The 13257-nt window shown below is 43.6% G+C and carries 14 protein-coding genes and 1 tRNA gene; 6 read left to right on the top strand and 9 right to left on the bottom strand.

Annotated features, from left to right (window positions below; all coding sequences use genetic code 11):
- Positions 1 to 33: 33 nt before the first annotated feature.
- The 6 genes from RBH76_01030 to RBH76_01005 form a co-directional block, all read right to left on the bottom strand.
- On the bottom strand, positions 34 to 549 hold the full coding sequence (locus RBH76_01030; GenBank protein ID WMJ84035.1) for an RNA polymerase sigma factor: 516 nt from the start codon (positions 547 to 549) through the stop codon (positions 34 to 36).
- A 189-nt stretch (positions 550 to 738) separates the two neighbouring features.
- Entirely contained in the window at positions 739 to 1449 is a 711-nt protein-coding gene (locus tag RBH76_01025) for a sugar transferase (GenBank protein ID WMJ84034.1), read from the bottom strand.
- Positions 1403 to 1630, bottom strand: coding sequence for a hypothetical protein (locus RBH76_01020; protein WMJ84033.1), 228 nt, complete (start codon positions 1628 to 1630; stop codon positions 1403 to 1405). The genes RBH76_01025 and RBH76_01020 overlap by 47 nt, the downstream gene beginning before the upstream one ends.
- Positions 1608 to 2786, bottom strand: coding sequence for a glycosyltransferase family 4 protein (locus RBH76_01015; GenBank protein ID WMJ85178.1), 1179 nt, complete (start codon positions 2784 to 2786; stop codon positions 1608 to 1610). The genes RBH76_01020 and RBH76_01015 overlap by 23 nt, the downstream gene beginning before the upstream one ends.
- Positions 2787 to 2821: 35 nt before the next feature.
- Positions 2822 to 3940, bottom strand: coding sequence for a glycosyltransferase (locus RBH76_01010; GenBank protein WMJ84032.1), 1119 nt, complete (start codon positions 3938 to 3940; stop codon positions 2822 to 2824).
- A complete protein-coding gene (locus tag RBH76_01005; GenBank protein WMJ84031.1) occupies positions 3937 to 5292 on the bottom strand; it encodes a hypothetical protein in 1356 nt (451 codons plus the stop codon). Before RBH76_01005 ends, RBH76_01010 begins: the two co-directional genes overlap by 4 nt.
- Before the next feature lie 346 nt (positions 5293 to 5638).
- Here RBH76_01005 and RBH76_01000 point away from each other — a divergent pair.
- Positions 5639 to 5713: transfer RNA gene (locus RBH76_01000), tRNA-Thr, on the top strand.
- 275 nt (positions 5714 to 5988) lie between these two features.
- Here the strand turns inward: RBH76_01000 and RBH76_00995 are convergent.
- The 3 genes from RBH76_00995 to RBH76_00985 form a co-directional block, all read right to left on the bottom strand.
- The gene (locus tag RBH76_00995; protein ID WMJ84030.1) at positions 5989 to 6732 is read right to left on the bottom strand and encodes an ABC transporter permease; all 744 of its coding nucleotides are present in this window, start codon (positions 6730 to 6732) and stop codon (positions 5989 to 5991) included.
- Positions 6732 to 7451, bottom strand: coding sequence for an ABC transporter ATP-binding protein (locus RBH76_00990; protein WMJ84029.1), 720 nt, complete (start codon positions 7449 to 7451; stop codon positions 6732 to 6734). Before RBH76_00990 ends, RBH76_00995 begins: the two co-directional genes overlap by 1 nt.
- Before the next feature lie 69 nt (positions 7452 to 7520).
- Positions 7521 to 8264 (bottom strand): MerR family transcriptional regulator, encoded by a 744-nt coding sequence (locus RBH76_00985; protein ID WMJ84028.1) that lies wholly within the window; start codon positions 8262 to 8264, stop codon positions 7521 to 7523.
- Positions 8265 to 8466: 202 nt separating this feature from the next.
- On the opposite strand from RBH76_00985, the gene pgsB reads away from it, so the two are divergent.
- From pgsB to RBH76_00960, 5 genes are read left to right on the top strand one after another with little or no spacing between them, the layout of a single operon-like run.
- On the top strand, positions 8467 to 9624 hold the full coding sequence (gene pgsB, locus RBH76_00980) for a poly-gamma-glutamate synthase PgsB (protein WMJ84027.1): 1158 nt from the start codon (positions 8467 to 8469) through the stop codon (positions 9622 to 9624).
- Positions 9614 to 10048 (top strand): poly-gamma-glutamate biosynthesis protein PgsC, encoded by a 435-nt coding sequence (gene pgsC, locus RBH76_00975; protein ID WMJ84026.1) that lies wholly within the window; start codon positions 9614 to 9616, stop codon positions 10046 to 10048. The genes pgsB and pgsC overlap by 11 nt, the downstream gene beginning before the upstream one ends.
- Positions 10045 to 11151, top strand: coding sequence for a poly-gamma-glutamate system protein (pgsW, locus tag RBH76_00970; protein ID WMJ84025.1), 1107 nt, complete (start codon positions 10045 to 10047; stop codon positions 11149 to 11151). The genes pgsC and pgsW overlap by 4 nt, the downstream gene beginning before the upstream one ends.
- Positions 11152 to 11176: 25 nt before the next feature.
- Complete coding sequence (locus tag RBH76_00965; GenBank protein ID WMJ84024.1) at positions 11177 to 12580, top strand: HAMP domain-containing sensor histidine kinase; 1404 nt, start codon at positions 11177 to 11179, stop codon at positions 12578 to 12580.
- On the top strand, positions 12570 to 13187 hold the full coding sequence (locus RBH76_00960) for a response regulator (GenBank protein WMJ84023.1): 618 nt from the start codon (positions 12570 to 12572) through the stop codon (positions 13185 to 13187). The genes RBH76_00965 and RBH76_00960 overlap by 11 nt, the downstream gene beginning before the upstream one ends.
- Positions 13188 to 13257: the final 70 nt, after the last annotated feature.

Genomic DNA, 13257 nt, shown 5'->3' with positions numbered 1-13257 from the left:
TACGGCAGTCCCCCCTTTTGTCATAGCTTTGGGTTATTCTAAAATTCTCCGCAGCTTTCTTAATGTCCGGTGCAGCTTGCTGCTGACAGTGCCATGAGGTAGTTCTAACATCTCCGATACCTCGCGGGTCGTGTAGCCCTGAACGGTCGCTAACATAATAATCTGTCTTTCTTCTTCAGCAAGTGTGCCGACCGCATCCCAGACTGATATTTTGTCGGATGGCGAAACGCCGTCCGGCACGCTAGGTTCTTCAAGAAGATCGTCAATGTCGATATTTTTACGTTCCTTTATGTAGCCAGCAATGTGGCGTTTGCACCTCACTGAAAGAATGGTCATCATCCAGCGTTTGAAGCTGCCCTCATCTCGGAGGTTTTTGATACCCTTATAGGCTTCCACAAAGGTTTCGCTTACGGCATCCTCGGCATCCTGCTCATTACCGAGGGTGTAAAGCGCAACTTTATAAAGCTCAGGTGCAATCATGTCATACACCTGGGCAAAACTTTCTTGGTTCCCTTCTTTTGCCGACCGTACAATTTCTGTGTCGATCACTCTAGCTGCACACCACCAATCTCAGCGGTTCGCCTATTATGTGCGAAAACGAGCCGTTATTATTGCATTGCTGCAAATAAAATTCTATCTTTTACCTTTGCGCCCAAATACAGCGCATTTTTAAACCAATAATCTCAAAAAGTGAGTTCCCTTGTTTTAAAAGAAACCCACTTTGATGTCCACTCTATTTTACTCGTTATTATCAAATTCGTCAACCTGTGCATTTAGGAAATGTCTAAGTGTCGCAAAAAGCACTGCAATATCAACCCCAAGAGAAAAATGTGTAATATACGCGACATTGAGTGCCATTTTGCGCGGTAACAGCAGCTCTTTATAGACCCGTTCGCTGTCATCGGCATCGAGATATTTAGTCTCGTCACAAAACTTTAGCGACGCCTGCGACGTCAACCCGGCAGGCAACAGTAACGTTGAGAGCATAGTGTCATCATAATACGCTACAAAGCAATCCAGTTCAGGACGAGGGCCAACAAAGCTCATATCGCCGTTTAAGATATTAAAGAGCTGTGGTAGCTCGTCGAGCCGGTAGCGGCGTAAAAACCTTCCTAGCGCCGTGATACGGTCATCATTGTGAACTGTAATACGTGTCTGTGGTTTGTTCTGCGGCGCCATGGTGCGAAATTTGTAGATGGTAAAAGTCTTCATATATTGTGTGATACGCTGCTGCCGAAACAGCACCCCGCCGTTACCCTCAGCCAATATCATGACCGCAATAATTGCCATGGGTGCTGCCAGCAGCAACAACAGGAACAGTGCCAGAAGGATGTCCATGATGCGCTTGATTACAAGCTGACTCTGTTTTTGACGTAATGCTTGATAGAACAGCTGCACCTGTTCATTTTGCATTACGAAAGGCAGCTTTGCAAATGGCGGCAGTAACATGGCGGATCTCCCCTCTACTCATACGTGGATAGAGCGCCTGCGGTTCTCCTTTAAGCTTGACCAATAGCTTAGGCGGGAACAGCAGACCCTTTATGGAATCTGCAAACCATTTTATAAGGACTTTCAGCCCTTTTTGCCGTGTGCCGATAACAGATTTTTCATGTCTTTTTCTGCTTCCCACCGCTCAGTTCCTCCAAAAGCGTTTGATAATATTCTGCGATTACCTCATAGCGGTATTTCCGCTCGATTGCCCGCCTGCCGCGCATGCCGATTATATGCCGCTGCCTATCGGTTAAGGCCATCATTCTAAGTATCGCATTTCGTGTTTGTATCTTGTCCGAAGCAGGCACCGTTATCCCGCATTTTGCATAAGAAACAGGGTGATATTTGCAAGGTGCAGAAATAATAACAGGACGCCCCGCCGCCATGTAATCATAAAGCTTGTTCATGGCAATGCCATAACGGTAAACCGACAAATTTCGAACGCCCAACCACAGCAGATCTGCCTGCTGCAACAGTGGTTGCACCTGTGGATGCGATACCGCAGGCAAAAAAATGACGTTATCTGTCTTGATGCGAAAAAGTTCGTCCCTTTCTGCGCCCGCACCCACGCAAACAAAAGCGACAAAGGGCAAAAGCGCCGCGATGGCTAGAAGCTCGTCCACTGCATTGGCACGCGCGATGCCCCCTGCGTACATGACAACGGCCGAATAGTTTTCCTTCGCTTCTCGCACCGCCTGCAGATGCTCCGGCGGCGGCGCGGTCTGCGTTTCCTCGGCAAAGGCATTGGGGATATAAGCAATGCGCTTTGGTGTAAATTTGCGGTCCTTGCAATAACGTTCAAACCTCGGCAGCAGTGATACCACTGCATCACTCTGCTCAAGGGCGCAGCGCATTAAATAATCTGTAAGACGCATCAGCGGATGTGTCTGAGGAAAGCCGTACAGTTCGATCAGAGATAGCGGCCAGATATCATGCACCTCAAAAACCAGCACGGAACCGGTTTTTTTAGCCAACGCCTTGGCGGCAAAAAAATCAAACGGATGAGTGGAGGAAACAATGACAACGCCGGGCTTGAACATTTTGGCCAGTTGGCCCTGGTGCCGCCATAATCCGGCGGCAAATTGCATGGCGTTTTGCGCTCGCTTTACCCCGTTGCCAATATAGGAAGATGTTTTTAGGACGCAATAAGATACGCCCTGTAGATCCATGAGCACAAGGTCATTTTTTACTTGAGGATTTTTTTTACGCAGATGCGAAAAACTCGCCATTAAAACTGCAGGCTTCTCCCCCATGCACGTAAGTGCCGCCGACAGGTAATAAGGGCGGTACTCCATTCCCATTTCAGGTGAACCTGCATATTGATTAACTATTAGAATGTTGATGGTTGCCGTCTTCCCTTCTGCTCTAACGCGTCAAAGAATTGCAAAAGCCGATCCTCGTCCGCTTTAAAACCAAATTTTTGCCGAGCTGCTTTAATATCCACTTCAACCGGGTGGGCTATTGCCTGCCGAATGGCAAACACTGCTTCATCGTCTTGATTGTCGGCAACAAAGGTCACCCCCGATGTCAACGCAATTTCACGCCAATGCAAAAAATCGCTAGCAATCACCGGTAGCCCTGCACACAAGTATTCAAACAGTTTGATAGGTTCACTTTCGCGGTATGAAGGTGTATCGGCCAGCAACACGAGCCCCGCGCTGCATTTAGCGTACAACTCGGCGATACCTTGTCGTTCCAGCACGCCGCGATATTGTACACAGGTATATTCTGGCATGGCTTCTGCTTTTTTTTGTACCGCTTCGTTTTCAAATGCCCCCGCCAGCATCAGCGTTGCCCCCGCGGCATAACAGCAGCGTATCATACGGTAGAGTCCCCGCTGTTCCGTAAGCGCACCCGCGTAACAGACGGCGTTCGGTACCGGTGTGGCGCTGTTGCGTGCCGCATCAAACAAGGCGCAATCCTCCTGCGTGGGTCGGTTTTGTACCACACAAATTCGGTTGTTTAGTCCCTCCAGGGTCTGGGCAATTCCGTCGGTGGCGGTCAATACCCCATCGGCCAGCGGTAAATACCGTGTCAGCAGCCTGCGCCCCCATCGTGCCGCAGTGCCACTGAAAAGTGTGGGAATCCACGGCTTGGTAACCAGCTGAGCTGGAAGATCTTCGTGTGCATCATAGACTGTGATAATCACCATACGCTGTAAATAAGAAAGTAGCGGCAGCAGCTCTGGGTCGTGCAACACGCAGATATCCGCCCGGCTTTTCAAAAGCGCTTCAACCGCAGCCTTTCTTGCCCCCAGCATGCGCCAGAGCCGCCCGCCAGGCAACGCCACCCTGCAAAACCGAATGCCGTTTTCATCCGTTCCGGCAAAATGGGAATTGATAATTTCTACCCGCCATCCAGCCCTTGCCAGTGCTTTGGCTTCTTTGTGATAAATTCGCACATCGTCGTGCGGATGTGCCGTCGTCACCATGGCAATTCGGTGATTCATCTGCTGTTTCCTCCTTTTATTCGTCGATCGTATATCAGCACTTTGACCGTTTGATATTCAATTGCTGCCAGCGCCGTGAACAGAACAAAATAGCGGTCGTACAGCAACCCAAAACGGTTAGAAACCATGCTGTTTATCATGCACACCGCCAGAATCATGCCAATGGGCAGCCCAATAAACGGCCGCTTTAAGGCGATTATAATGCAGCTAATCCCCGATACAAAGACGAGATATAATAAGGCAGCAAGCTTGATCACCCCGCCGTCGAGCAAATCAGCCAGCATCATATTGTGCGCCGAGAGCGCACCCAGCCGAGCCTGCCTATCGGGGTAAATTGCATCCAACGGGGTGGTAGTTTTATCGTATAATGAGATATTTTCTCCACCTCCCCGGCCAAAAATCAGCTCTGGGACAGAATATTTTAAAAGCGCTTCAATTGCTATGCCCCAGATAACCTTGCGTTTTTCTAAAATAGAACTGCTACGGATCGTTTCATAACGTTCACTTAATTCTGTTTCGACGGCAGGGGCTTGTGCAATACTTCGTGTTTGGCTGCCCGGTGCATTTATCTGTGTTAGGCCATGCTGAAATAGTGCCGTCTCTGCAACGGTGAGCGCCGTTACAACCACTAAGCAACCTATAACCGCGCCCGCCCTGCACGTGCCAAATAATTTTATGCCCGCTGCAACAAGTGACACGGTCACTACCGGCAACACAACGGGCAGCATAATGAGGACCCTTCGCGAGCCGGATAAAACGCTAACCGCCAAAATAACAGGCAGTGCCGCCGTTAAGGCCATCATTGCCTTTTTGTTTTTTGTGGCAATAACTCCAAATACCAGCGCAATGAGGCCTGTTACCAGCTGGGTTGCATACATGTTATAATCTCGGCGCATCGAAAAACGCGCGGTGTAGTAAAGCGGTAGCCTGAACGGCAAAAAATAATACGCCAGTGTGCAAATTGACACCACCACTGACGACATCCCCACCACCAACAGCAGTAGCCTCGTTAGGTCTGGCCTACGCCGTAGGATGCACAGCGACGCGAACAAAAGTATCAACACCACAACTACACGATATTTTTGCCACGCAAGCGCCAAATCGCCAAAAATAAAAAAGTTGGCGGCATCCGCTGATAGATAAACCGCCATTGAAATCAGCACGGCACTTTTTGTTTTTGTGAAAAATTCTGTTAGGTTTCTAAAGAACCGCCTAGCTCCAACCAATAGAACCCCAAGCAGTAACACGGCGCAAATCTCAGAAGCATATCCAAAGCCAACGCCCGCCAACCCCGTGCTTAAAAAAAATATGTTTGCCAATGTTATTGTCAGTAATATTCCTTCTATGTCCATGCCACACCTCCAGCCAAATGCTACATTCTAGTATTCGATGGAAAAATCAGCTTATTCATATTGAAGGGCACATCAATAAAAGATAAAATTTTATATAATATTTCGCTAGCCGGCGTTACCTTTTTATATTGAGTATCTGCTCCGATTGGGGTCTTTGACCTTCTGAGGAGAAAAAGAGAATTTTTATAACCAACAGCTTGAAAAGACTTATGTCTTATGCTATAATTAGCGTCGGCCAATTTCTAAAGCAGCAAAGCAAAAATGTTGGTATTGCTCAGTCGGTAGAGTGGCACATTCGTATGACAAATAAAAAGCAGAGGTTGGAAATACCCAGACTTTCGTATATGCTACTGTGGCTCAGGGGTAGAGCAGCGCACTCGTAATGCGCAGGTCGTCGGTTCAAATCCGACCAGTAGCTCCATGCAAAAAGCCAGTAAACATTGTGTTTACTGGCTTTTTGCTATGTCTCTGAATCTTAACTATACAACAGGAGGGGCTGGGTTCGGGTTCGCATCCTGCTTTCACCAGAGAAAACAAGTAAAACCATACCCCTTGATGGCCTTATATAACGAAGTAAAGTGTACTGCTCAACAGGAAAATGCCGTGGGGCCTGTGTGCCTTACAGACGGTTATAAAGGTTCAAATCCTTCTACAAGGTGAACGAAAAACAGCGTCTTTGCAACAAATAGTGCAGTGCTATTCCCAGCGAAAATATTTTAGAGAAATCCCAATACACACACCAGCTAAAATTACCATTGCGATAAATGGAATTAGCACACTGTCTAAAGGTAATCCAAGTGATGCTGCCTTTAGAATTTTAATACCTTGTGTTAAAGGAAGGACATCGGATACCTTTTGAAGCATAATCGGCATGATTTCATAAGGTAGTGTTGCACCAGATAGAATAATCATGGGAAAATACAGAAGACTCGCTACAGCACTCGCAACTTTGCTGTCTCTTGCAACACCGCCCACCATCATGCCAATGCTGAACATCGACAGCATGACAAGAAAATAGCCTCCAAGAAAATTCAACAATGTCCCTTGAAACCGTATGTCAAAAACAACCATGCTGATGAGAATTAGTGATAACAGCGATACAACTGCATACAACGTATAGATTGTTATCTGCACTAACAGAATTAAAATTGGACTGATAGGCGTAACTTGAAAACGTTTTAGGATTTTTTTACTTCGATAATCGGACACCACCAGCGGCAACCCCATTACGCCACCTGCACAAATAGAAATGGTTGTAAGCGCCGCAAAGGACTGCTCCAAAAACGTGTAGCTTGCTCCGTCATATGCGGGCTTACTTCCATAGAGCATTCCTAAAATTACAAGCAATACAAGCGGCATGCAAATCGCAAAAATAAACATATCCATTCCACGTAAAGATAATTTCAGCTCAGTTTTAAGCATTGTGTAAAAGGTCTTCATTAGCTAACCTCCTCCTCTGTGTACCAAAGATAAGCATCCTCAAGTTTTTTATGTGGGCTTTGGGAAATCGCTTCAGAAACTGTACCATAAAATACAGTTTTCCCAGCTTTTAAAATACAAATATTGTCGCATAGCGCCTCGACTTCATCCATGAAATGAGACGTTAACAAAATGCTCAACCCCTTTGATTTAAGATCAGCAAGTATCTTCCAAACATCTCGTCTGGCTTTAGCATCTAGCCCCGTAGTCAGTTCATCAAGGAATATAACTTCAGGTTTTGATATCAATGCAAGCACGATGAAGAGTCGTTGTCGCTGACCGCCCGAAAGATCTTTAACAGCGTTTTGCGATTTATCCAAAATGCCGAATGTTTGTAATAATTCCCGGTAATTTGCGGACTCACGATAAAGCGATGCAGTCACTTGACAAAGCTCATCTACTCTGATTTTTTCCTGATAATTTGCTTCTTGAAATTGAACGCCAACTTTCTCAAATAACTGCTTGCGTTGTATTTTTGGATCTAAGTCTAAAATAGATACGATTCCACTATCCGGTTTTTTCGTACCCAATATACATTCGATGCTGGTGGATTTGCCTGCACCATTTGCACCAAGTAGTCCGAATACCTCACCTCTTCCAACCGAAAAGGTCAGTCCACTTACCACAGATAATCCCCCGTAGGATTTGTAGAGTTGTGATACCTTGATAACTTCCCCCATTTGAAAGCCTCCTTTTTTCTTGTATAAAAAGAATAACACCAGTCAAAAGACTGGTGTTAAAGTGGAGGGTTACAAATATTTTTCTTTCATATCTATTAATATCTGTGTAATGACAAGTGCATTTGCTTCGGCAGCCGTTAAAGAAGTAATCAATCTGTCGCAAACCGTAATAATATCCTCGTCCGGTCTCGGAGTGTTTAAAGTAAGTTTCACATTAGTATTGGGGTTTACGGAAAGCTCTGTAAGCATTCTCAAAATGGCAGCAAGCGAGTAACCTCCACACCGCAAAGAACGAATGATTTTGAGTCGCTGTATATCCGCATTGGTATAAACTCGGTAACCATTCTCTTTTCGCTTTACCTGCAATAATCCATTCATTTCCCAGTTTCGCAAGCAATCCATCGAAAGGCCCAGATATTCGGAAACCTCCTTGCGTTTGAGCTTAAGTCTAGCCTGAATTTCATTTCCTTTCAAAAGTTGTGTCGCTATTTCAATTGCCTCTGATGCATTTTGTTGCTCCATGTGAATCTGTTCCAGATAATCTTTTGTGAGAGCAAGTGCTTTATCAAAGTTGCACGCTGCTGAAGTCTTGACAACATCCATAATCTTTTTGCGCAGGCCGTTTTGCAGCACCTCAATCTCAAGTGCAGTGCGAGCCAACTGAAACTGCTGAATGTGCAGATCTGTAAATATGCGATAACCGTTGTGCAATCTCTCTGGCTTAGGAATAAGCCTGAGTTCTTCATACAGGCGTACAGTGTTTGGATGAACGCCAATAATATTTGCAACTTCTGCTGTTTTATATGTACGCATCTAGCTCTCACCCCCATTCTGTATTTTACCATAAATTAAAAGTCTGGTGTATTAGTGGAGGGTTTTATCATATAACTGTACTCTTTTTAGATAAATGAAAGACCCAAACAGTTCCTTGGAAACATCTATTTATAGTAATAAACATAGCAAAAAACCCTCATCCATGGTATACTTATAATAGTATATCTAATAGAAAATTAAAGTGGGATGCAAAGGGAGTACCATTGTGCAGATTCTAGCGATTACTCTTTTTTTCGTTTATCTTGGTTACCTTTTTGCGGAGGCAGCTTGCGCGAAGCGAAACAGAAAAAAATTGAAGCATGTCATCTATGTCAACGGTACAAGAGGAAAGTCCTCCGTGACGCGATTGATTGATGCAGGATTACGTGCTGGTGGCGAAAAAGTATTTTGCAAGACCACCGGAACGCTCCCTATGACCATAGACACCGAGAACGTTGAAGCGCTGATTAAGCGTGTAGGAAAAGCGAATATCAAAGAGCAGCTTATGGTTTTGAAAATGGCAGCAACGCAAAATGCGCAGGTTCTTGTTGCGGAATGTATGGCGGTGTCTCCACCCCTTCAATACATATCACAGCACCGCATGATGTGCGCAGATATCGGTGTGATCACCAATATTCGGCTTGATCACACAGAGGAAATGGGATATTCCCTCGATGAAATTTGCGACTCACTGTGCTCAACCATACCAAAGAACGGTGTAGTGTTCACAACGGACAAGCCTTTTTTCAACAGAATCCAAAGTCACGCACAACAGCTTGGCTCGAAAGCCGTTTTGGTTCCTGTGGAAAACTTTAAATACTGCGATATTGACTTTGCTGAAAATGTTGCGGTTGCGCTTGCTGTTTGCAACTATCTCGGGGTTGAAGAACAGTTTGCCATAAGTCAAATGAGAAGCTATAAACGGGATCCTTATGCCCTTTCTTTGCATTGCCTGCCATCGGGCGCTCTGTTTATTAATGGGCTTTCTATTAATGATCCACAATCAAGTAACATCGTCTTTGAGGGTGTTATGTCTAAGCTGGGCTGTAGGCCTAAAAATCTTATTTTGTTAATTAATAATCGCCCGGACCGTGGATATCGAACGGAGCATATGTTGTTGTTGGCAAAGCTTTTAAATCCCCAACACATTTGGCTTTTGGGCGCATCACAGCAAATCATGAGACGAAGGCTCTCAAGACTTGACTTTCCTTTGGAAGTCAAGTTGTTTTCTTCTGCCGATGAGTTGGTTTTTTCAAATCTTGATGAAGATACGGTAATTTTTGCGGCAGGTAATATTGCCGACCAGGGTCATTTTCTGATGAATCGCATTAGAAAGGAGTCCAAGCCCTATGTATCATGAAATTATTCTGCTGGGCATCCTGATTAGCTTAATTTTTACCGAGCTTACCGGAATTTCCCCCGCAGGTTTAATTGTTCCAAGTTATCTCGTGCTATGTCTGCAAAATCCTTATCGGGTGATATACACAGCAGTAATTGTTTTTCTCACCATTGTCACGGTCAAGATTTTGAGTCGATATGTGATTTTATACGGCAGAAGACAGTTTGCTGTCATGATCATGACAGCAGTTTTGATTGACATGCTCATTTCTTTTGCAGGCGTTCTCCCACAAAACCCGGGAATTATCGGGACATTGATTCCAGGAATTATCGCCAATGAGTGTGTTCGTCAAGGCACAGTCAAATCGGTGACATCTCTTGTCCTTGTTACTGGGATTCTTGCTTTGATTTTAATGTGGAACAGGATAGGAGTACTGCCCATATGAAAAGGGAGAACAGCTATCCTCGTTTGTTAATTTTAGCTGCTATTATGGTCACAATTTTTGTATGGCTAATCTCTATTTATTCAGATACCGCCCAATATGCTCACGCAAATATTCAAGAAAAGGCATATTTGCAAATGCAGCAATGCATGAATGCAGTGAAGCAATATAAGACTGCCCTTAATATTCCCATCTTTTCATATGATGTTTGCCAAACGGGAATGTTGGGAGAGGAATTTAATGAAATTACCACAACGATTGGTTCCCTTGAAGCAAAACGAACCACAGCAGATCCTAACATGGCGGCATTGGTTGTCAGATTGCTTGTGGATGCGGGCGTAAAAGAGGGTGATGTGGTATGTGCAAACTTTTCGGGCTCTTTCCCTTCGCTCAATATTGCCGTTATTGCAGCTTGTGATGCAATGGATGTTCACCTTGCTTATATCACCTCTGTGGGGTCTTCCACCTATGGCGCGAACAATCCTCAGTTAACCTTTCCCGAAATAGCAGACCGCCTTTATCAAGATGGTCTGATTTCATCCAATAGTATTATGGTCACAGCGGGCGGAGATGGTGACGTAGGTTTGGGAATGAATCCTGAGTTTTTGTCGCAGATCAAATCAAGAATCATCCAGCTTGATTTGAATTGGTTTGAGCAGAGCCAATATAGCGATAATATCAAAGTAAAAAAAGCGTTGTTTGATCGTTTTAAGCCTGACTGTTTTGTCTCCGCTGGCGGAAATATAACTTCCCTTGGAATTGGAAGCGGTTCTGATAATCATCCACAAGGGGTAATCACCCCGGTTGTTGACATGAAGATTATTGATGAGAAAAGTGGACTGATTGACAGGTACCTTGCAGAGGGAATTCCTGTGGTTAATTTATTGAATATTAAGAAAATCACTGCTGAATATGCAATGCCATTTGACCCCATGGTCATTGAGCCTGTTGGGAAAAGCCCTGTGTTTCACACCGTGAGCTTTAATCGCATTACCATTGTTTTTTCATTTTTACTGACACTTTCGTTCATCTTGATTCATTCGTTGAGAAGATATAAATCACTGATTTTCGCAAAAAAAGAAAGTGAAAATATACTTTCGAAATAATAGCAGTAGAAAATAGAGGAACACCATGTCTAAACAACTTTCGATGAAAACCCATAAGCCTACATTGTTCATCGGCATTGCTCTGATGTTTTTCAGTTTATTTATGCCGAGTTTTCTGACAATTGATACCTTTCACATCACTGAGGATTTGGTAAACTCTATTCGGACATGCCAACCAGTTTTACTAATGAATACAGCTTTACGGTTGGTTGCCCTAAACGTATTACGTAGTCTTGGCCATTACTGTGGCGCATTTCTGATTGCCGAGTCGATTGTGATTACAGACAAAAGCAGATGCAAAATGCTCCTAAAGGCTTTGATTGTTTGCGTTATTATTCCACCCATTTATTTTATCATTGAACAGCTTTATGACATACACTATGATTTTGGCGTTCCGGCATTGGCGTTACTTTGCTTGCTCACTTTGATCAGTCAGGCAAACTATAATCTTGTCAGTATGATAAAAAAGGTGTTGATGGTCACCTCTTTTATCGCGGCAATGCAATTTCTTGATGTCATGCCCATGCTGAATAATCTTCCCTTTGGTCGTGGAGAAACATCCAGGGAAGTTAAAATGATTGCAACTTTTTTTGAAATTGAAGATACTCTTAATTTTATTGCTTTAGTCTTTTTCCTTTTATTCTTTTTTGTGGGTGTTTTGCTGTTCTTTTTGATTAGGGATGAAAACAAGCTTCGTCTAATCAGTGAGCTGAAAGAGCAGAATGAGCGCATGATAATGGAATCAAGAATGAGGGCACTTGAAAACAGAACGACAATGGAACTTCGACATTTGGTTCATGATTTGAAATCTCCGCTTGCATCAGCTCAAGTATTGGTGAGTGTTTTAAAGATGTCGGCGCAAACTGTGCAAGTCGACAATAAAATTTTAGAGCACTTTGATCAGATAGAAAATTCAATCGACAGAATGAGCAATATGATTTCTGAAATTTTATATGAAAATCATTTCTCTCTTTTACCAACTAAGGAAGTTATCTCCTCTGTCCTTTCACAAATTTCAATTTCAGAATATTCAAGCCTCGTGCAAGTAAAAAACAATATTCCAGAGCAGCTGTTGCATGTCAATAAAATAAGAATTGTTCGTGCCTTGGTAAACCTGATTGAAAACTCGTTTTATGCCGTTGACTCCGAAAAAGGAAAGATTGTGGTTGCGCTTGACGATCATCAAATAGACCAACAGCAGTTCGTCAAGATTTCTGTCTCAGATAACGGAAAGGGAATGACCAAAAAGGAAATTGATTCCGCATGGAATAACGGATATTCGACTCGCGATTCTCACGGTTTAGGTCTCGCCTTTGTCAAACAGGTAATCACCAACTCCGGAGGAACAGTTTCTATCCAAAGCGCTGTAAACACAGGAACCAAGGTAGTGCTTATTTTACCAAAAGGAGAATTGTCTAATGTATCATGAGAATATTAAAATCCTTTGTATCGATGATGACGGGCAAATCAGATACGCATTAAACAGTGTGTTCGAATTTCAAAAATGGGAGTCTTTTTTGGCGCCGGATGTTAATGAGGGATTACGCTTATTCAAGCAACATCGACCTGACATTGTTCTGATCGATTACCATATGCCTGAAATAAACGGAATTCAAGGTGTAAAGTTACTGCGTGAGATAGATTTTAATGTCCCTATTATCGTCTTCACAATTGATGAAGACCAGCAAATTGCTGATCAATTTTTAGCAGCGGGAGCCAGTGATTTTGCTTTGAAACCAATCAAAGCGCCCGATATTATTTCTCGCATTAAATTACATATCAAATTAATGCGACTTAGACCTTCCCATGAAGAAACAACTGTGAAAGGTATTGGGGCAACCACACGTTCTTTAATTGTAAATTACCTTAACAGATGTTCAGATTATCAAACAGCTGGTGAAATTGCCAAGAATACGGGATTAGCATATCAAACCACTTACCGTTACCTGCAACATTTAATTTCAGAAAATGTTGTGGAATCAAAAAATATTTATGGAAAAATTGGAAGACCAAAGCAATTATTTAAAATCTATTAAATTTAGAAAAAGCAAATGCCTTCGGAACGGCTGTTTCCGAAGGCATTTTAAGAAGAGAGGGAAATATCAA

Source organism: Oscillospiraceae bacterium MB24-C1 (genome assembly GCA_030913685.1).
Classification (GTDB): Bacteria; Bacillota; Clostridia; order Oscillospirales; family Ruminococcaceae; genus Yanshouia.
This window is presented reverse-complemented; position numbering and strand designations above follow the sequence as displayed.